This window comes from Streptomyces sp. NC-S4 (assembly GCF_054353315.1).
The window spans coordinates 1,530,286-1,550,635 of sequence record NZ_CM135937.1 but is presented as its reverse complement, the minus strand read 5'-3'; the positions used below and the strand labels follow the sequence as shown (position 1 = coordinate 1,550,635).

Here is a 20,350-nt window from a genome sequence, read left to right as displayed (position 1 = left end):
CGGGCCGTTCTGTGCGGGGAGGGATCAGGGCAGGAGTTGGATTGCGTTCCAGTCCCAGCTGTTGGCGGGCACGCTGTAGCTGGATTCGGTGAAGGGCTGGATGAGTCCTTCGGTGTTGGCGAGGCCGGTGTGCAGGGTGATGGAGCCGTTGGTGTGGCGGTACATCATGGCGATGTCGGAGCGGTGGTCGCCGTTGAAGTCGCCGGAGATCAGACGCATCGAGTCGCGGACCCATCCGCCGCTTGCGGGGACCTTGTAGCCCACGTTGAAGGCGCCGAGGTGACCGGTGGTGTCGGCCAGTGAGCTGTAGAACCCGATGGAGCCGTCGGCGTGGTGGTACGCCATCATCGCGTCGGTGCGGCCGTCACCGTTGACGTCGCCGGACAGGAGTTGGATTGCGTTCCAGTCCCAGCTGTTGGCGGGCACGCGGTAGCTGGATTCGGTGAAGGGCTGGATGAGTCCTTCGGTGTTGGCGAGGCCGGTGTGCAGGGTGATGGAGCCGTTGGTGTGGCGGTACATCATGGCGATGTCGGAGCGGTGGTCGCCGTTGAAGTCGCCGGAGATCAGACGCATCGAGTCGCGGACCCATCCGCCGCTTGCGGGGACCTTGTAGCCCACGTTGAAGGCGCCGAGGTGACCGGTGGTGTCGGCCAGTGAGCTGTAGAACCCGATGGAGCCGTCGCTGTGGTGGTACGCCATCATCGCGTCGGTGCGGCCGTCACCGTTGACGTCGCCGGACAGGAGTTGGATTGCGTTCCAGTCCCAGCTGTTGGCGGGCACGCGGTAGCTGGATTCGGTGAAGGGCTGGATGAGTCCTTCGGTGTTGGCGAGGCCGGTGTGCAGGGTGATGGAGCCGTCGGTGTGGCGGTACATCATGGCGATGTCGGAGCGGTGGTCGCCGTTGAAGTCGCCGGAGATCAGACGCATCGAGTCGCGGACCCATCCGCCGCTCGCGGGGACCTTGTAGCCCACGTTGAAGGCGCCGAGGTGACCGGTGGTGTCGGCCAGTGAGCTGTAGAACCCGATGGAGCCGTCGGCGTGGTGGTACGCCATCATCGCGTCGGTGCGGCCGTCACCGTTCGCGTCACCCTTCCCCTCGCCCCGGAGGATGTCCGCGATCCACTGGGCGAGGTTGTCGGTGCGGGCGGCGATGGCGCTGGTGCGGGTCTCGGAGGGGGCGACTCCGAGGCAGCCGCCCTGCCAGGAACGGCTGTTGACACCGACGAGTTCGCCTGCCGCGTTCAGCAGTGGGCCGCCGGTATCGCCCTTGCAGATGGAGTCGGTGCCCTTGCCCGTGATGGTCAGGCCGGCGCCGTCCGCAGCCTTTACGGTGAACGAGCCGGTGTGGAGCTTGCCGGGCACCCACTCGGTCTTGGTGCGCCCGAACCCGGCCGCAGTGACATCGGCGCCGGCCGCGGGCGCGGCGCTCGCGAGCTTGACCGGTGTGAGGGAGGTGGCCTGCGTAGCCAGGCGAGCGAGGACTACATCGCGATCGGCCCGCGGCGCGATCTCAGTGATCTCGACAGCCTTGCCGTTGCTGAGGGTCGCCGTGGTCTTCAGCGCCGGCTTGCCGGCCGGGACCGTCGCACCCGGGGTGGCCGCGAAGCAACTGGCAGCGGTCAGCACCCAGCTGGCATCGAGCAGCGTGCCGGTGCAGCCGCGGCCGCCGGCCTCGTCACCGATGACCAGCCTTGCGGTGTAGGCGTACTGATCGGCTGGTGCCTCGGGGCCCACGACGGCCTGAGCGGGACCGGCCGGGGCAAGGCCGGCCGCAACGGCGGTGGAAGTAATGAGTAGACCGGTCACCCGCGCATGGAGGGGACGTATAACAGGCATGGTCTTCTTTCAGAGGGGAAAGGGAGGCCGATATATTCGGCATTCGGCAGTGATGTGGAGTTCCGCGATCGACTTGGGTACGGGACGCTCGGGAGGACCAGACGTCGCATCAGGTCAAAGCCCTCAAGCTGTAAGGCTGCCCGCCCATTTTTTGTACGGACCCCGGAGTGCCCGATCGACGTGGTCGAAATGAGAATTCGTACGTGGACTCTGATCGGACGACGCGTTCAGATGCCGATGACGCCGGCGGGGGGTCTCTCAGATCTTCCAGACCTGGTCGACGAACTGCGAGTCGCAGCCGATCTGGGTGATGGGCGCGCCCCACTCCGGAGTGCGCCACGAGACGAACATGCACTTGTCGGTCGCCGAGTTGCGGATGGAGTAGTCGCCGCCCGCTGTCGGCTCCAGCTTCCACACCTGATCGGCGAACTCCGGGTGGCAGTCGTACTGCGTCACGGGCGCGCCGTCCTCCGGGGTGCGCCAGGAGACCACGAGGCAGCGGTCGGTCTGCTGGTTGCGGATCTGGTAGCCGCCGCCCGCGACGGGCTGCAGCTTCCAGAGCTGGTCGGCGTACTGAGGATCGCAGTCGACCTGCTGGGCGCTGGCCCCGTTGTCGGGGGTGCGCCAACCGACGTACGCGCAGCGCTTGCTCTGGACGTTCTGGATCGAGGCCGTGCGGAAGCGGACTTCACGCAGCCAGTCGGCGAGGCCGTCGGTGCGCGTGGAGACAGCGTTGGTTCGGGTCTCCGTGGTCGGTGTACCCAGGCAGCCTCCCTGCCAGGAACGGGAGTTGACGCCGACGATCTCGCCGGTGGCGTTGAGGAGCGGGCCGCCGGTGTCGCCCTTGCACAGGGCGTCGCTGCCCTTGCCCGTGACCGCCACGGTCGTGGCGGTGGCCGAGTTGACGGTGAACGTACCAGTGTGGGGTCGCTCGGTCACCCAGGCGGTCCTGGTGCGGCCGAACCCAACGGCGGTCAGCTCGGTGTTGGCGGTTGGAGCGGCGGTGGCGAGGGCGGCGGGCTTGATTTCGGTGACGGCTGTGGCGAGCCGCACCAGGGCGGCGTCGCGGTCACCGCGCGGGGCGATCTCGGTGACGTCCACCTTCTTGCCGTTGCCGAGGGTGGCGGTCGTCTTCGAGACGGGCTTGCCCGCCGGGACCGCGGAGCCGGAAGTGCCGGCGAAGCAACTCGCGGCGGTCAGTACCCAGAAGCGGTCGACCAGTGTGCCGGTGCAGGCGCGGGTGTCGGCCTCGCTGCCGATGGTGAGCTGGACGGCGTACGCGTGCGTGCCGGTGGCAGCCTCCGGTCCGGTCAGCGCCAGAGCGGTGTTGGCATTTGGTGCCAGGCCCGTCGACAGCACGGCAGTGGTGGCGAGGAGGCCCGAGATGCGCGCGGCACCGAGGCGGGTAGTAGACATCGTTTTCCTTCTGGGGTGGGCGCGGACGCGCGGGTATGGTTCCGTATGCGCCGGAGCGCAGGTCGGCCGCCGCATCGACGGGTGTCAGGTGGTGGCGCGGCGGCTGTGGTGGGGCGGCTGTGGTGGGGTGGGGCGCCATCACAGGTCGACGTGCGGAGTTCCCTCCGGTACTGCGGGATCTCCGTCTACTTGGTCGCGAAGATCTCCATGAGCATGTGCTCACACTTCTCCGGGTCGGTGGAATTCCCGACCGGAGGCCACTGGTTGGTCTTGATGTCGAAGGACACCTCGCGGTTGTCGACCTTCATGTCGACCCGCAGCTTGTAGTCGTTGCCCTTGGCGGCGTAGACGCCGGGCAGTTCCAGGCTCAGGTAGCCGGTGCTACCGATAACCCGGAAGCAGAATCGGGTGCCCACGTCCTGACTCGTCCCACCTCGATCAGGCCCGGCTCGCTGCCGCACTCGGCAGCCGGGTACTTGAAGTCCTTCACCGCGAGCGCCGGCAGTTCCTCAGTCGCTCCGGCGGCGGTGGCCGATCCTTCGGCGTGTGCGACGCCGACCGTGGCGACCGTGACGACGGCGAGGGCGCCGAACACGGCTCCGACGGTCGTGCGGGCAGCAGAGAGCTTCACGGGTTTCTCGTCTTTCGTGATCTGAACGATGAAGCGCAAACCGATCCGCTTCGCGCAGGGCCGTCCAGTGCGTGCCAGGTGTCGCTTTCCCCGGCCGCGGCCCTGATGGAGGGCATCGCAACTGCCGACAGCCCGGAACGGCGCAGTAATTCATATCACTTGCCCGCTCAGGCAAGTAATGAGCGGTTAAGTGGGTCAAATCACATGCACGTGGAATGTCCGATTCCGGGCGCGTGGCCGACTCTGTGTCGGGTGATCGTTTCCCGTGTCGCGTATGCCCGACACGCCCCTGACGGACGTTCAGAAACGTTGTCCCGGTGGCTGGATTCTTACCACTGGGAATCCAGCTCGATCATGCGAGCATGCTGCAGGGCACCCCACAGCAGCGTGCGGTCCCGCCTCTTCGCGGTGGATACGCGCACGACCAACTGTTGGGGGAACAACAGGTCATGACCAGAGCAGACGGGCGCGACCCGCAGTCCCGGCTCCGCCGGGAAGCCGTACGAGCGGCAGTGTGGGGGGCGTTGGTCGCCGAGGTGGGCGCGGGACTGCGGGCACCCTCGATCGCCGTGGCCGATCCGGCAGGCCCCACCACGCCGAAGAACCGGCGCGCCGGGTGGTCGCGCTGCGGCAGGGGGGCGGGGACTCCGCCAAGGACACCGCCGAACGCGCCCTGACCGGCTCGGACCAGCAGATCGACGAATTCCTGAAGACGGGCCTGAATCTGGCCCTCGAAGGGGACAACAGGCTGCGTGCCATCGGCATGCTGAACGCGCCCGGCGCCAGCAGGGGGCGATCTCAGCCGAGGAAGTCCTTCCAAACGGCACGGATGCCCGCGGAGCCCAGGGCGCGTCCTCGTCGACCTCGCCGAACGCGTGGTCGTTGTAGTCCGCCAGATCGTGGCCGTAGCAGATGATGTCGGTACCCCACAACGACAGGACCGGATGTCCCGGGGTGTCGCGACCTGCTGGTAGGAAGCGGTGCGCGTAGACAGGGACGAGTCGCGGCACTCGTGCGAGTACCGCTCGGGCCGCCTCCACCGCCTCCTCGTCGGAGGCGGGACGCGCCCCCAGAGCCGAATGCCGACTGCCATGAGCGACATCGCCCAGCACTTCTTGTACAGGCCACTCCAGCCGATGGCGTCTTCCGTGGTGGCGCCACCGGCCCCCGGCCTGGCACCGACGCGACCGATCGCGCCACCGGGGTGCCCGCGACACCCGGCGCGGTGGCGGCATCACGTCGTCGTAGTGGCCGGACAGGCGCCGCACGCCTGCCGGACCGGCGTCGGGAACAGCTTTCCGGCCGACCTGTGGTGACACCTCGGCCAAGCCCGTGAGCAGGCCGGTACGCGCCTATTTGGCGTGCACCTGCTGGGGCAAAATGGCAGATGTCACCGGCAAATCGGTACGGGAGGGTGTGGTCTTGGAGGTGCTGTCCTTACCGGTACGGCGCATACGGACACTGCGGGGGACGAGCGGGGTGGCATCGGGTCTGCAGCGCGCCCAGTCCTTCCTGATCGTGGCCACCCTGCTGTACCGGGCGAGCCATCTGACCGTGGGCGCCCTCGCCGTCGCCCAGCGCACGTCGGAACTCCCGCTGCAGTACGCGGGATTCGCCGCCGCCCTGGGGCTGAGCGTGCTGACCTACGGCGCCGCACTGCGGCGCGGCTGGTTCGACCGGCGGCACATCTGGGCGGACGCCCTGATCACCGGCTGCGCACTGCCCCTGGTCCTGTGGGCCTGGGGCGGCCTGCGCGAACCGCCCGCGATCGCCTGGGCCATGCTGCTCGGCGGCTCGGCGAGCGCCGTCGTCGCCATCTCCCTGCGCCGGCTGCACGCCCTCATCGCGATCGGCCTCCTGATCGGCACCCACTTCATCGGCTACCACGCGGTGGGCGCGAGCCCCGCCGTGATTCTCGGCCACACCAACTCGCTGGTGTCCTCGGCCGTGATGACCTGGCTCTTCCGGTGGTACCTGCTCCGCCAGGGCCGCCTCCTCGACGAGGCCAACGCCCGCGCGGTGACCGCCGAGGCCCACAAGGCGCGCTACGCCGAGCGGCTGGAACACCACCGGGCGCTGCACGACACCGTCCTCGCGACCCTGACCACCCTCGCCTCCGGCTCGGTCGACGCCAACGCCCCCGAGGTGCGCGAGCGCTGCGCGCGCGAGGCCGCGTACCTGCGCCGGCTGATCCAGCAGACCGCCGAGGAGATCCACCACCGGGAGATCGGCACAGCCCTGGAAGAGGCCGTCGGATCCGTCGAGAGCCTCCAGCTTCGGGTCACCGCCCAGTACCACGACCTGCCGCAGGTGCCCCCCGCGGTCGCCGCCGCGCTGGGGGACGCCGTCCGCGAGGCCCTGAACAACGTACGGCGCCACGCCGGCACCGGACACGCCTACCTCACCGCCACCAGGGACCCGGACGGACGCGGGGGAGCCGTCGTCACCGTCGTCGACCGGGGGCCCGGGTTCGACCCCGAGCGCTGCGAGCCCGGCTTCGGCCTGCGCGGCTCGGTCCACGACCGGATGAAGGAGGTGGGGGGCCGGGCGACCGTGGACACCGCCCCCGGCGAGGGCGTACGGGTGGAGCTGAGATGGCCCGGGTGATCACCGTTTCGGTGGTCGACGACGACCGGATGCTCCTCGACGGCCTGCGGGCCTGGCTCGGCGGCGTGCCGGAACTGCGGCTCGTGGCGACCGCCGCCACCGTCGGAGAGCTCCTCGGCACACCGGACGCGCAGCTTCCGTACGGCTTCGGGGCGACGGGCTACTCCCCGCCCGACATCGTCCTCCTCGATCTCCTCCTGCGCGACGGCTCCGCCCCCGCCGACAACATCCGGCGCCTGCTGCGGACCGGCAGCCGCGTCCTGATGATCAGCACCGTGCCCGACCGCTCCCGGATCATCGAAGCCATCCGGGCCGGCGCCGACGGCTACCTGACCAAGGACCACGACCTGCCCACCCTGGTCGCCGCCATCAAGGACCTGGCCTCGGGCCAGGGCGCCCTCTCCGCGGAACTCGCCTTCGCCTGCGCCTACGACGACAGCCCCGCCCGCCCCCGCCTCTCGCCCCGGGAACGACAGATCCTCCTCGACTACGCCTCCGGACTGACGCTGAAATCCGCCGCCCGGCGCGCCGGCATCACCGTCCACACCGCCAAGGACTACCTGGACCGGGTCAAGGCCAAGTACCAGCAGGCGGGCCGCCCCACCTACACCAAGCTCGACCTGGCCCAGCGGGTACGGGAGGACAGTCTCGACGCGGGCTGACCACCCGCACAAGCCCCCTAAACGGACGGCTACAGGGGGCACGCGCACCGTCCATAGCGTCTTGTCCGGCGGCGCCTCGGACGGCCCGCCGGAAAGGGGACGAGCCGGTGTCCATCTTCTGGCCGGCGCTGCCGGAGGACTGTACCGTCGCGGGCCCGGGCGGCGCCCCGCACCCGAGACGAGGGGAACTCGTCGGCCGCGGCAACGAGATGGGGCAGCTCATGCTCGCGCTGGCGGCCGCCAGGTCCGGGCGCGGTGCGGCGCTCTTCGTCACCGGCGAGCCCGGTGTCGGCAAGACCCGGCTCGCCACCGAGGCCCTCGCCATGGCCGCCGAGACCAACATGGTCACCGTACGGGGGCGGGCCAGCGCGGTCGGCTCACCCGTCCCCTACCGGCCGCTGGTCGAGGCACTGCTCCTGCTCTCCCGGGCCGGCCTGCTGCCCGACCCGGAGGAACTCGGCCGCTACGGGCCGGTCATGGCCCGGCTGCTGACCGGCGCCCGGTACACGGACGCCGACGCCGCCTCGCACCTCGTGGTGGCCGAGACGATGCTGCGCCTGCTCACCGTCGTGGGGGAGCGGAAGGGCTGCCTGCTCGTCCTCGACGACCTGCACGACGCCGACGCCGGAACACTGGCGGTCGTCGAGTACCTCCTCGACAACATCGGGCACCAGCCGGCCGTACTCCTCCTCGTCACCGGATGCGCACCCCGCGCGGCGGCCGAACTCGCCACGCGGGCCCGCCAGCGCGGGGCCGCCTCCGTGCTCGACCTCGCCCCGCTCAGCCACCCCGACGTCCACCTGCTCATCGCAGCCGAGCTGCGCGTCCCCCCGGCCGAGGTCTGCCCCGACCTCGTCCACCGCGCGGTCGACAGCAGCGCCGGAATCCCCTTCGTCGTCAAGGAGCTCGTCCACGACCTCACCGGCCGCGCCGCCCACCCCGCCCACCCCGCCCCTTCCGACCCGCGGACGCCGCCCGTCCCGGCCACCGTCGCGGACAGCGTCCGGCGTCAGGCCGGGCGGCTCGGCCCGCTCGGCGCGGAACTCCTCGGCATGGCCGCCCTGTTCGGCCGGCGCTTCGCACTGCCCGTACTGGAGCGGGCCATCGGCCGCGACCACGCCGAACTGTCCGCGGTCCTGCGGGCCGCGGTCGCCTCGTACCTGATCACGCCGGACGGCCCGGGCACCCAGTGGTACGCCTTCCGCTACCCGCTGGCGGCCGAGGCCCTGCTGGACGACCTCGGCCCGGGGGAGCGCACCAGGTACGTACGGCGGGCCGCGCGCGCCCTCGCCGACCTCCACCCCGGGCTGCCGGGAACGTGGTGCGAGCACGCCGCCCAGCTGCACGAGCACGCCGGCGACACGCCCGAGGCCATCCGCCTGTACGCCGAGGCGGCCGGGCGGGCCACGGGCGAGGGCGCGGTGGACCGGGCGGTGGAGCTGCTCACCCGGGCCCACCGGCTCGTCGAACCCGATACCGCGCCCGAACTGCACGCCACGGTGCTGGAGCGGCTGCTCGACGCCGTCGCCCGCTCGGCGCGGTTCGACCGACTGCCCGCGCCCGCCACCGTCCTGGACACCCTCGGCGGCGACGGCGGCGAGCACGGCATACCCGCCCAGCGGCGCGCCGGACTGCACGCCCGGCTGAGCGAGATCGCCACCCTGACGGGCCGACCCGCGGAAGCCCTGTGGCACCTCGACATCGCCCGCGCTCTGCTCGGCAGCCACCCGGCCGACGAGTACGCGGCCCTCGTGGACCTCAGTGCCGTGCACGTGGAACTGAGCCGGCTCGCCCCCGACCGGCTGCGCACCGCCACCCGGTACGCCCACCGGGCCCTGGAGGCCGCCCAGCGCGTCGACCTGCCCGAGGTGGCCTGCAGGGCCCTGCTGCTGCTCGGGCAGCTGGCCCGGGAACAGGACGAGCCGACGGCCGCCGCCCACTTCCGGCGGGCGCGCGCCATCGCCCTCGCCCGCCGGCTCCCGGTCCCGCGCATGGCGGCCGACGTGCACCTGGCCGTCGTCGCCGCGAGCCACGACGGCCGGACCACCCGGATCGAACAGACCCGGCGGGAGGCCCTGGACATGGGGCTGCTGCCCCTGGCCCACGAAACCGGCTTCGTCCTCGCGCTGGACCGGATCCAGCACGGCCGGTTCGACGAGGCCCGGGACCGGATCCGCGAGGCCGCCGCCGATGCCTCACGCCTCGGACTGGGCCGCCCCCTGGCGATGCTCCGCCTCGCCGAGGCCGTACGGTACGCCCACCAGGGACGCCGCGCCGAGATGCGCGGAGCGCTGGAGCGGCTGGCCCCGCTGCTGGACGCGGCGCCCGGCGTACGAGCGATGTCGTACGGGCTGGCGCGGGCGTTCTGCTCGCTGCTGGAGGAGCGGCACGAAGCCGCCGGGCAGGAGTTCGCGCAGGCTCTCGCCTACGACGCGGAGAACCCCGCGATGGGCGGGTTCGGCAAGCACGGCATCATCCTGCTGCTCGGCGTACTGGACGGCCGCATGGGCCGGCGCCACCACACCGAGGTCACGCTGGCCAGCGCCGGCACCACCCGCTGGAACCACCAGTTCACCGGCTTCGCGCACGCCGTGCTGCTCGGCCGCGAGGGCCGCCCCGAAGAGGCGACGGCCGCCGCGGTCAAGGCACTGGAGGCGGCCGAACCCTTCCCCGTGGCGCACAGGCTGTGCCTGCGCCTCGTCGCGCAGTCGGCGTACGACGACGGCTGGGGCACGCCGGTCGAGTGGCTGCGCGAGGCGGAGGAGTACTTCCACGAGGCGGGCCTCCAGGCGGTCGCCGGAGCCAGCCGGGCGCTGCTGCGCGGGATGGGCGCGCCGGTCCGGCAACGGCGCACGGGCACCGAGCGGGTGCCGGCGGACCTGCGCCGCTGCGGGATCACCGTCCGCGAGTACGAGGTGGCCAGGCTGGTCGCCGAACGCATCAGCAACAAGGACATCGCGGGCCGGCTGCACATCTCGCTGCGCACCGTCGAGAAGCACGTGGCGAGCCTCCTGCAGAAGACCGGGCACCCGAACCGGACGGCCTTCGCCACCGCCGCCCAGGACCTGGTGGCTTAGGCCGTGGTCCTCCAGGGGGTCAGGAGAGGCGGGCCAGCGGGTGTGCGGCGCTCAGGGTCACCACGCGGTCGAAGCCGCCGTCGAGGTCCTCGTCCCCGTGGTGCACGACCAGCAGCGCGCGCCCGGCGGTCCGCTCGCGCAGCAGCCGGAACACCAGCTCCCTGCCCCGGTCGTCGAGGTTCGCGAACGGCTCGTCCGCGAGGTAGGCGTCCGCGTCCTCGCACAGGAGCGCGCCGACCCCGACGCGCTGGCGCTGGCCCGAGGACAGCTGCGAGGGCAGCTGGTCGGCCGGCGCGTCCAGGTCCAGCGCGGCGCGCAGCGCCTCGTCGGGGACGAGGTCGCGCACCGGCAGCGGGGGCAGGTTCACCGGCGCGGTCAGACTCGCCACCCGGGGCGGCAGGGTCACCGACCCGGCGTCGGGGGCGAGCGTCCCGGCGATGATGTGCAGCAGCGTGGTCTTCCCGCAGCCGTTGGGGCCGCGCAGCAGCACGTGCTCGCCGGGACGCAGCTCGAAGGTGTCGAACGAGACCCCGGCCACCTCGCCCTCCCCGGGCCCGGTCCCGTCCCCGTCCGCACCCCCACCGCCGTACACGACACGGGCCCCGCGGACCCGGACCAGCGCCCCCTCGTCGTGGTACGGCGTCTCCCGGGCCTCCCGCAGGGACTCGATCCGTTCGAGGACGGCGGTGCTCCGGCGGGCCTGCGGAATCATGTTGATGAGGTCGAACACGCCGGTCACCGCCCGCCACAGCGAGTTGACGAAGGCGAGGAAGCTGCCGAAGGACATCCGGCCGGAGAAGACGAAGAAGGCTCCGACGACCATCGACGCGGTGTCCGACAGGTTCATCACCAGATCGCTGAGGGTCCGCTGGCGCTGCGCCAGCCGGAAGTTGACGAAGGTGATGCCGAGGAAGCCGCGCAGCGCGTCCTGGTTCGCGCGGCGCGTCCCCGGCAGCAGCGACGGCAGACCGCGCAGCGCGGGGAAGGCTTCCAGGGTCCGGGTCAGCGTGTTGATGTACCGGGCCTCCGCCTCGCGTTCGGGACCGGTGTTCTCCTCGATCCGCCGGCCCAGCCGGTTGCTCACGAACACCAGCGGCGGCACGATCACCAGCAGGACGAGGCTGGCCTGCCAGGACAGGTACAGCAGCACCCCCAGGAAGACGGCCGAGGCGACCGCCTGGCGCGCGATGCGCAGGGACACGTCGATGGCGGGCAGCACCCCCTGGGACACGTCGTTGTGGATGCGGCTGACGTACGAGGCGTTGCCGGCCCGCGACACCTTCCGGCCGTCCAGGCCGAGGGCGCGGCCCAGCAGCTCCGTCTCCAGCACCAGTGTGAACGCGTTCTCGAACCGCTTGCGCCGGCAGGCGATCCAGTACCCGGTGAGGTTGAGGGTCAGCCCGAGCACGAGGTAGGCGAGGCCGAGGACCAGGAAGCGGTGCAGGTCGGCGGTCAGGATCGCTTCGTCGAACAGGGCTTTCAGCAGCAGCGGGTGCAGCAGCGCCTCCAGCCCGCTCGTGGTGACATCGGCGACGAGGATCACCACGAAGGGGGCCCGGTGCCCGCGCAGCGTGCGCCACAGCTGCTTCACCGTCCGACCTCGTCCAGCAGGAAGTCGGCCGGGCCTCCCCGGTTCACCCGGTGGAGCACCCGCAGCACGCCCGCCGAGCCGGTCAGATAGTCGGTGGAGCAGCGCAGCAGCCCGTCACCGGGCAGTCCCAGCAGGGGCGGCCGGCCTTCGGTGCGGGGCAGCCCGAAGCGCTCCGCGGGCTCGAAGAGGAAGACCCTCCGGACGAAGTCGAGCTGGCGCAGCGCCGTGTCGCGGCAGGACCGGTCGCCGGTGAACTCGGCCGCGTCGAGCAGCGCGTCGGCGACCCCGGCCATGCCGAAGGCGTAGCCCGGCATCACCGAGTACCTGACGTCCAGTCCGCGCAGGACGGTCCTGGCCGCGTCCGTGTCCCCGTAGCGCAGCAGCACCTTCAGCACGCCCGCGGAACCGACCTCGACGTACGGCTCCATCGTCCCCTCGTGCTCGAACATGACCGGACCGCCCTCGTCGTCGATGGGCTTGGCGCGGTCCATCTCCCAGGCGAGTGCCTCCCGTCCGAGCCGCAGGTAGCGCGCCTCTCCCGTGATCTGGTGCATGCGCAGCAGGAACATCGCGACACCGGCCTGCCCGAATCCCAGGCCGGTCAGCGGCTCCTTCGCGGAGAACTCGTTCAGCCAGTGGGCCCGCCCGCCGTCGCGCCGCGCCGTCTCGCACAGTGCCTGCGCGCACTCCCGCGCCGCGGCGAGGTCGCGGGGGTCGTGGCCGCGCAGGAAGAAGCGCAGGTTCGTCATGCCGATCCCGGAGAGGCCGTAGTAGAAGGTGTGGTCGCCCTTCTCCACCGCCCGATCGTTGGCCAGGGTCAGCAGCTCCCTGGCCGGTGTGCCGAGCCCGAGGGAGTCGGCCGCCCAGGCGATGCCGGACAGGCCGTTCATGAGGCCGTCCGGGTAGCGGGCCGGGTCGATGTCCGCCAGTTCGCGGCTCAGCCAGGCGTGCCACTCCGGTCGGATCGGGACGCCGCTGGCGTGCAGCGCCCACAGGACGCCGCTCGCGCCGAAGCCCAGGCTCAGCGGGTTGGTGACGTGTGCGAACGGGTCCACGGGGAAGAGCGTGTTGCGGCCGGTGTCGGCGGTGGCCTCGACGAAGGCGGCCACCCCGGCCTCCGCCTCCGCCAGGGCGAGCCGCTCCTCGACGACCGGGTGCGGCGGCATGGACTCGACCGCGTCGAGCAGGCCGGCCTCCTCGTCGTCCAGGGCCGTCAGCAGGCCGGTGAGGTCGATCCGGTCCCCGGCCAGGTCGGTGATCAGCCGGTGCACGCGCTCCGGCCAGCCCAGGCCCTCGGTGATGAAGATCCGGTACAGGTCGAGCACGTCCTCGCGCAGGTACGACATGGCGGCGATCGGGAAGACGAAGTACGCCATGGTGGACGCGAGGGCGTACCGGTCGCCCTCCGGCCCGTACGCCTTGAAGCGGTTGCGGGAGAGGCTGAACCCCGGGGTGTACAGCTCGACCGGTTTCGTCAGGGCGGCGTCACCGCTCTCGGCGAGCCGGCAGGCCTCGAGGTCGACGATGGTCACCTCGTAGGTGTCCGGGTCGATGAGCAGGTTGGCGGCGGTGAAGTCGGCGAGGATCACACCCCGGTCGTGGGCGGCCTGGATCGCGCGTGCCAGCCCGCGGAAGACGGCGAGGAAGATCCGCAGGTAGTCCCGCGACCGCTCGATGTCGAACCCCGGCCGCGCCAGCGGGTTGCGCTCCAGGAGCACCGAGCGGAGGTCGGAGCGGTCGACGAACTCCTCGGCGATGTAGTGGTGTTCCCAGTGCTGGAACCTGGCGATCGGCGCCGGGTACGAGCCCGCGTCGGCCAGCCGGTTCAGGAACATCCACTCGCGGCCGAGGATGTCCACGGCGTCGTGGTCCTGGCGCGGGTTGATGTTGGTGTGCGGCCGGGCCTCCTTGAGCAGCACCGGGCGGTCGTCGTCCGCGGTGTCCTCGGCCGTGTACACGCCGCCGCTGTTGGAGAACTGGATCGCGCCGGTCACCCGGAAGCGGCCCCCGAGCAGGCCGTCCCCCTCGTCCTCGTCGTCGGGCCGCCAGTCGTCGAACGGCCAGGGCACCCACGAGGGCTGCGCATGGCCCGGGCGCCGGTCGTCGGGGACAGGTCCGTCCGGTCCGAGGATCTGCGGCCGGCCGCGGCCGAGGACGTCGACGGTGCGGGTGTCGAGGAACTGGCCGTAGCGGAAGTAGAGGGCCTTGCTGTCCCGGTACCGCAGGTCCGACAGGACGTAGGCGCCTTCGACGCCCTTCAGGAGGCGGGCGAGGTCCGCCAGGCACGTGCGGAACTCGTCGTCGTCGCGCGGGTAGACGGTGACGAGTTTGCCGCCGCTGCCCCGGGACATGGCCTTGGAGTTGAGCATCTCGAAGATGTTGGGATCGAGAGCGATCTTGAAATCGATCTCGCGTTCCGTCAGGTGGCCGATCACGGAAGCGGCGACCTCGCGCACGTGGCGGTGGCTCGACGAGACGTGGATCTTCCAGCCCTGCGCCGGCAGGTTCTGGTTGTGCCGGAAGCTCCACCAGATGCCGCTGCGGACGAACCGGTCCCGCACCCGCTCGTCGAACGCGGCGAGGAAGTGGTCCGCGCCCGGCTCGTAGAAGACGTCGAGCGGGTCAAAGAACAGTGTGTCGTTCCACGCGAAGAGGAAGCGGTAGACCCAGCGTTCGTTGCGCATGTCAGCCTCTGTGATCGTCCTGGGGGGCCGCCGGCGGCAGCGGCGGGCGGCCGTCGGGAACGACGGGTCCGCGCGGGGGCGCGCCGAGTCCCCGCACGGACCCGACGGGTCAGTTCGGGTCGTGCGGCTGGTGCGGGGACTTGCAGCAGTCGCTGCTGCTGCTCGTCAGGCTGACGGTGGCGGCAGCACTGGGCGTGACGCGGGCCTCCATGTTCTGAAGCTTGAGGACGCTCATCCGGATCACCTCCTCGAAGGTCGGGTGCGCGGGTCGCGCGCCGATGTGGGTTCCTGGCCGGCCGATCGGCAGGTCCGACTCAACGCCATCCGCCGCACCCGCACATGGGCGGTGACCCCGCATAATCTCCGCCCGCGCCCCCCACCGGAGTGCCGCCCCGAACCGAGCGGAATGGTGGTGGTCCGCACGCTCCGGCCGGCGGCACCCGGTGTGGTAGGGAAGGGCGATGTCAGAGGCGGTGTCTAGCCTCGGAGCCATGTCTGAGACCTCCACGGGTGCGCCCGACGACGTGAACGTCCCGCTCGACGAACCGCGGTGGACCGTGCAGTGGGCCGACGGCCCCGTACCGGACCGGCGGCGGCTGCGCCCCCTCATCGGCCACGACGGCCCGGTGCGGGCGGTGGCCACGGCGATCGTCGACGGCAGACCGGTCGCGGTCTCGGGCAGCCGGGACGACACCGTGCGCTTCTGGGACCTCGCGAGCGGCGAGCAGCTCCACGATCCGGTCACCGGACGCACCGACCCGGTGTCCTCGCTGACGGCCGAGGTGCTGTCCGTGGCGACTGCGGTCGCCGACGGCAGGCCCGTGGCCTTCAGCCTGCACGGCGACGACGCGGTCCTGGTGTGGGACCTGGCCACCGGCCGCGCGGCCGGGGAGTTCGTCGGGCTGGTGGACAGCGCCGTCCTGGACGGGCGACGGGCCCTGCTCGCCCTCGGGGCCGACGGGACCCTGCACGTGGCGGACCTGCTCACCGGCCGCCGGACCGCCGCCTTCCCGTCGGCGGCCGGCCTCGCGATGCTGGACGGCCGCCGGGTCGTCCTCACCGTCGACGACATCGACGTGGAGCGGACGGTGCGCGTGTGGGACCTGGGCACCGGCGAGCAACTGGCCCGGTCGGCGGAGGCGGTGCGGACCGTGGAGCTCGACGGACGTGTGCTCGCCGTCACCGCCGGCGAGCCGGACCAGGAGGTGTGGGACCTGGCCACCGGCGAGCCGGTGGACGCCCCCTCGGCCGCCGCGGTCCTGTCCGGTGGAACGGACCGGCCGGGCGTGACGACCGTGACGGTGGCGCGCGGACGCGCCGTCGCCGTCGGCCTCGACGGCGAGGAGCCCCGCTTCGTCGGCCCCCTGGCCCAGGCCCGCCGCAACGGTGCCCCGGTACGGACCCGGGCGCGGGATACCGCGGTGCTGGACGGGCGTACCGTCGCCCTCACCGCCGAGGCCGACGGGACCCTGCGCATCTGGGACCTGACGGACGACGGGCAGCGCGCGAACGGCATGCGGGTGATCCGCGCGGTCGGGGCGGGCGGCACGGCGCCGGCCCTCCCGCCCGCCCGGGAGCCGGACGCGCAGCTCTGGCACCGGATCTCCGGCCGAGGGAGTGGCCCTTCGGACAGCGACGATCCGGTCCTGGTCACCGTGGAGCAGGACGACACGCCGGTGGTCCGGGACCGCGCCACCGGAAGGCCCCTGGGCCCGCCGCTCACCGGCCACACCGGCAAGGTATGGGACGTGGCCACCACCGTCGTGGACGGACGGCCCGTGGCCGTCACGGCGGGCGCCGACCACACGCTGCGGACCTGGGACCTCACCCGCACGCACGGGGGCGGTCCGGCCCGCACCGGCCACACCGCAACGGTGTCGGCGATCACCACGGCCGTTCTCGACGGGAGCCCGGTGGTCGTCACGGCGGGCGCCGACCGCACCCTGCACATCAGGGACCTGACCACCGGTCAGCCGGTCGCGGCCCCTGTGACCGGCCTGGAGGGCGAGGTGACCGCCATGGTCGCATCGGTGGTGGACGGGCGGCCGGTCATCGTGACCGCGGGCTCCGGTGACACCCTGCACCTGCTGGATCCGGCGGTCGGGGAGCGCCTCGGCGAGCCCGTCACCAGCCACCACGGCCGGGTACTGGACCTGGCCGGCGCGACCCTGGCCGGCCGTCCGGTCGTCGTCACGGCCGGCGCCGACCGGACCGCGGCGATCTGGGACCTCGCCACCCGCCGCCCGGTCGGCGAACCGCTCACCGGCCACACCAGCAGGGTGACCGCCGTCGCGACGGCGGACCTGGCGGGGCGGCCCGTCGCGGTCACCGGCAGCTGGGACAGGACCGTACGGCTCTGGGACCTCGGCACCGGCCGGCAGATCGGCGAACCCCTGACCGGCCACACCGACTGGGTGACGTCGGTGGCCACCGCGGTGGCCGACGGCAGGACCGTCGCGGTCAGCAGGAGCCGGGACGGGTCGGTGCGCCTGTGGGACCTGGCCACGATGCGGGAGGCCGGCGAACCGCTGACAGGCCACACGGATCCGAACGGGCCCATGGTCGTCACCGGCGGCGCCCGGCCGGTGCTGGCCATCGGCCAGGGCCGGGCCGTGCGGTTCCGGGACCTCGCCACCGGGCGGGAGGCGGGCGGCGAGTACGTGCTGCCGCTCCCGGCGGCCGCGCTCGGGGCCGCGCCGGGCGGGCGGCTCGTGGTCGCCTTCGGCCCGGAGGCCACGGTGCTGTGCCCGGCGGCGGGTTGACTCAAATGGACCGTACCCCTCCGGTGGGTCGGGAGAATCCCAGGAGCAAGAGGCGGTGATCGACCGCACGGGTGGGGGCGAGTGAACGAGCCGCTTCCGTAAGGCCGTTCACCGATCCCCCCAGCACCGTGAAAGGCACCACGATGACCACACACCGCGTCAGGCGTTACGCGGCACGCACGTTGACCATGGCGGTCGCGGCCTGCGCCGTCGCTGCGGCGACCACCCTTCCGGCATCCGCCGCCGACCAGCCCACCCGGCAGCAGCTCACGGCGGACTGCGCCTCGGGCGAAGGCAAGTGCACCTTCAACTCGCCCCAGCTCGGGGAGGCGTACCTGGGTGCGTTCCGCCAGGTGTCGAACTCGCTGTTCAACTGCAGCACGTCCGACGCCACCCAGTCGATGACCTGGGACGACACGGTGGGTTCCACCGACTCGCTGGGCGTCTCCGTCACGGCGGGAGGCAAGATAGCGGGCATCGTTGACCTGAGCGTAACCGCGAGTTACAGCCATAGTTGGTCGACGAGTCACTCGGAGAGCAGCTCGCTCAACATGACGGTGAAGCCCGGCGAGGTCGGATGGATCTCGCGCGCCCAGGTGATGCAGAAGGTCTCCGGTACCTGGCAGACCCACTACGACAGCCCCAAGTGGGGCCACTACTACTGGTTCTTCCAGGACACGATCACCGGCCCGGCCAGGAACGGCACGGACGGCAAGAGCAACGCGGTGGTGGTCAAGAGCCGCAAGATGACGGCCGCGGAGAAGCGTTCCTGCACGGCAGAGGGCGGCCGTGCGTTCGTAGCGTCCCGCTGAACCCCGTCCGGCCCCGCCCCGCTTCCCGGGGCGGGGCCGGACGGCGACGGCCGCATCCGGTTCGGCAGCGGCCCCCACGGGCATGCTGACGGGGTCGTCCGGCGCGGGGGGCGGGTCCGGCGGCACCACAGCTTCCGTCGTCGACCGGCGGGCCGGGCAGCCCCCGTCCGTCCGCGGGAGCGAGGGGCCCCATGCCCGACGGGAAGACGAATGCCGACGAGGTGCCCGATCCGGCCCCGGAAGCTTTCGAGCTGAGCGGCCGGCTGGTGCTCGCCGGCCGGTACGAGGAGGCCCTGGCGGCCACCGACGAGGCGGCGCGGCTCTACCGGGAGCGGATCGCCGACGTCCGGACCGGCCGGCTCGAGGCCCTGACCGCGGCCGCCTCGCTCGCCTACGTCCTGGTGTTCCGCTGCGAGGCGCTGTCGAAGCTGGGGCGGTGGGAGGAGTGCCTGCGCACCGCCTCCGAGGCCGTGGCCCTGAGCCGCTCGCAGCAGGCCGACGCGCCCTTCGCCGCACCGCTGGGCGCCACCCTGATGGGCCTCGCCACCGCCCTGTGGGGACTGGGCCGCCCGCAGGAGGCCCTCGCGATGTCCAGGGAGTCCGTCGGCCTGTACCGCAGGCTCACCCGTGCGGACGCCGCGCACCGCCCGCAGCTCGCCAACGCGCTCAACCTGCTCGGCGTGGTGCTGTCGCGCCTCGGGCTGCACGCCGAGGCACTGAAGGTCACCAAGGAGTCCGTCGCGCTGTACCGGCGGCTGACCCGGGCGGACCCGGCCGCCCACACCCTCGGACTCGCGCAGGCGGTGAACAACCTCTCCCGTCGCAGGGCCGTGCGCAACCACGGGCGCCGGGCACTGCGCAGCGCCCAGGAGGCGGTGGCGCTCTACCGGTGGCTGGCGCGGGTCAACCCGGCGGTCCACCGGCGGGACGTCGCGATGGCGCTCGGCAACCTCGCGCGGACGCACTTCAGCCGCGAGGCGTCGCTGGCCGCCGCGCAGGAGTCGGTGGCCATCCTGCGGGATCTGGACCAGGGCGATCCCCGTGTCCACGGCGCGCTCCTCGCCGACGCGCTCTCCCTGCTCGCGGCGGCACTGGCCGACCTGGGACGGCTCCGGGAGGCGGCCGAGGTCACCACCCGGGCCCTGGCGATGATGCGGGAGCAGGCCGCGATCAATCCCGTGGCCCGGCGGGGCGACCTCGCCCTGGCACTGGCGTTCCACGCCCGGGTGCGGGCCGAGGCGGGTACCGACCTCGCCGAGGGCCTGGCGGCCGCCACGGAGGCGGTCGGCCTCATGCGCGAGCTGGCGGCCGAGGTGCCGCAGATGTACGCCTCCTCCCTCGCGGAGGTCCGTGCCCTGGAGGACCGGCTGCGGGCGCTGACCCCGCCGCCCGGCGCCTGAGACCGGAGCCGCCGCCCGGCCGAGCGGGGCTTTTAGCCGACGTTCACGAGGGTGTCAAGTCCCGAGATTCCGGAACATGACCCGGATATGGCCCCCGGGGCTTACTTGTGGTGCGGGCCTCACCGGAAACGGAAACAGAACGAGGCAGGCGGAAGAAGAAAAGGAATACCTCTTCCTTCGTCGACATCACCGCAGCGTCTCGGAAATCCGGGGCGTCATACACCCCTCTTGAATTCGTAGGAGAAAGTCATGAACCGCAAGATGCACACCAACAACGTTGTCCGTCCCACCCGCCGCGGTTTCCGCGTAGCCACTCTGGTCGCCGCGGCCGCTGTGGTCACAGGAGGAGTTGTGCTTCCGGCGTCCATGGCCTCGGCCGCTCCGGTGGCCACCCACGTCGCTACCGCTCTCCCGAACGCCGGGGGCGCCGGAGGTGACGGTGGCAAGGGCGGTACCGGCGGTCTCGTCGGTGGCGCCGGTGGTGCCGGTGGCTCCGGTGGCGGCAGCGTCAAGGGGACCGGCGGCAAGGGCGGCAACGGCGGTGCCGGTGGAGACGGCTTCCTGCTCGGTGGCGCCGGTGGCGGTGGCGGCGGTGGCGGCGAAGGCCGCATCGGTGGCGCCGGTGGTAACGGTGGCGACGGCGGCTTCGGCGTCCTCCAGGGCGGCAACGCCGGTGGCGGCGGCGGGGGCGGCGACGGCTTCATCAAGGGCGGCAAGGGCGGCAACGGCGGCAACGGCGGCTTCAGCTTCTTCAACGGAGGCGCCGGCGGCAAGGCCGGAGACGGCGGTTTCGGTGGCCTGATCGGCGGCGAGGGCGGCGACGGCGGCGCCGGTGGCGGCAGCCTCTTCTGACCCTCACCGCAGTACCCGCT

At 72.1% G+C, this 20,350-nt stretch carries 14 protein-coding genes; 8 read left to right on the top strand and 6 right to left on the bottom strand.

All coding sequences use genetic code 11. The features are described 5' to 3' along the window. Window positions 1-24: 24 nt before the first annotated feature. From ACXNSR_RS06405 to ACXNSR_RS06395, 3 genes are all read right to left on the bottom strand, one after another. Entirely contained in the window at window positions 25-1,734 is a 1,710-nt protein-coding gene (locus ACXNSR_RS06405) for a trypsin-like serine protease (RefSeq protein WP_458641178.1), read from the bottom strand. Between the two features lie 360 nt (window positions 1,735-2,094). Next, a complete protein-coding gene (locus ACXNSR_RS06400; RefSeq protein WP_458641177.1) occupies window positions 2,095-3,252 on the bottom strand; it encodes an RICIN domain-containing protein in 1,158 nt (385 codons plus the stop codon). 185 nt (window positions 3,253-3,437) lie between these two features. Beyond that, window positions 3,438-3,668, bottom strand: a complete 231-nt coding sequence (locus tag ACXNSR_RS06395) for a hypothetical protein (protein WP_458641176.1) — start codon at window positions 3,666-3,668, stop codon at window positions 3,438-3,440. 489 nt (window positions 3,669-4,157) lie between these two features. On the opposite strand from ACXNSR_RS06395, the gene ACXNSR_RS06390 reads away from it, so the two are divergent. From ACXNSR_RS06390 to ACXNSR_RS06375, 4 genes are all read left to right on the top strand, one after another. Further along, entirely contained in the window at window positions 4,158-4,799 is a 642-nt protein-coding gene (locus ACXNSR_RS06390) for an ALF repeat-containing protein (RefSeq protein WP_458641175.1), read from the top strand. Window positions 4,800-5,362: 563 nt separating this feature from the next. Beyond that, entirely contained in the window at window positions 5,363-6,490 is a 1,128-nt protein-coding gene (locus ACXNSR_RS06385; protein ID WP_458641174.1) for a sensor histidine kinase, read from the top strand. Beyond that, window positions 6,478-7,152, top strand: coding sequence for a response regulator (locus tag ACXNSR_RS06380; RefSeq protein ID WP_458641173.1), 675 nt, complete (start codon window positions 6,478-6,480; stop codon window positions 7,150-7,152). Before ACXNSR_RS06385 ends, ACXNSR_RS06380 begins: the two co-directional genes overlap by 13 nt. Window positions 7,153-7,259: 107 nt before the next feature. Continuing rightward, window positions 7,260-10,229 carry a helix-turn-helix transcriptional regulator gene (locus ACXNSR_RS06375; protein WP_458641172.1) on the top strand — a complete coding sequence of 990 codons (2,970 nt, stop codon included), beginning with the start codon at window positions 7,260-7,262 and terminating at the stop codon, window positions 10,227-10,229. 19 nt (window positions 10,230-10,248) lie between these two features. Here the strand turns inward: ACXNSR_RS06375 and ACXNSR_RS06370 are convergent, their stop codons facing one another. From ACXNSR_RS06370 to ACXNSR_RS06360, 3 genes are all read right to left on the bottom strand, one after another. After that, entirely contained in the window at window positions 10,249-11,820 is a 1,572-nt protein-coding gene (locus ACXNSR_RS06370; protein ID WP_458641171.1) for an ATP-binding cassette domain-containing protein, read from the bottom strand. Next, window positions 11,817-14,504, bottom strand: a complete 2,688-nt coding sequence (gene lanKC / locus ACXNSR_RS06365) for a class III lanthionine synthetase LanKC (RefSeq protein ID WP_458641170.1) — start codon at window positions 14,502-14,504, stop codon at window positions 11,817-11,819. The genes ACXNSR_RS06370 and lanKC overlap by 4 nt, the downstream gene beginning before the upstream one ends. A 109-nt stretch (window positions 14,505-14,613) precedes the next feature. After that, on the bottom strand, window positions 14,614-14,739 hold the full coding sequence (locus ACXNSR_RS06360) for a class III lanthipeptide (RefSeq protein WP_458641169.1): 126 nt from the start codon (window positions 14,737-14,739) through the stop codon (window positions 14,614-14,616). 256 nt (window positions 14,740-14,995) lie between these two features. On the opposite strand from ACXNSR_RS06360, the gene ACXNSR_RS06355 reads away from it, so the two are divergent. The 4 genes from ACXNSR_RS06355 to ACXNSR_RS06340 all read left to right on the top strand — a co-directional run bounded on the left by ACXNSR_RS06355 (window position 14,996) and on the right by ACXNSR_RS06340 (window position 20,330). After that, complete coding sequence (locus tag ACXNSR_RS06355; protein ID WP_458641168.1) at window positions 14,996-17,266, top strand: WD40 repeat domain-containing protein; 2,271 nt, start codon at window positions 14,996-14,998, stop codon at window positions 17,264-17,266. Between the two features lie 143 nt (window positions 17,267-17,409). Then, a complete protein-coding gene (locus ACXNSR_RS06350) occupies window positions 17,410-18,078 on the top strand; it encodes a hypothetical protein (protein WP_458641167.1) in 669 nt (222 codons plus the stop codon). Between the two features lie 191 nt (window positions 18,079-18,269). Continuing rightward, window positions 18,270-19,478, top strand: coding sequence for a tetratricopeptide repeat protein (locus ACXNSR_RS06345; RefSeq protein ID WP_458641166.1), 1,209 nt, complete (start codon window positions 18,270-18,272; stop codon window positions 19,476-19,478). Window positions 19,479-19,727: 249 nt separating this feature from the next. Beyond that, window positions 19,728-20,330 (top strand): hypothetical protein, encoded by a 603-nt coding sequence (locus ACXNSR_RS06340; protein WP_458641165.1) that lies wholly within the window; start codon window positions 19,728-19,730, stop codon window positions 20,328-20,330. Window positions 20,331-20,350 lie beyond the last annotated feature (20 nt).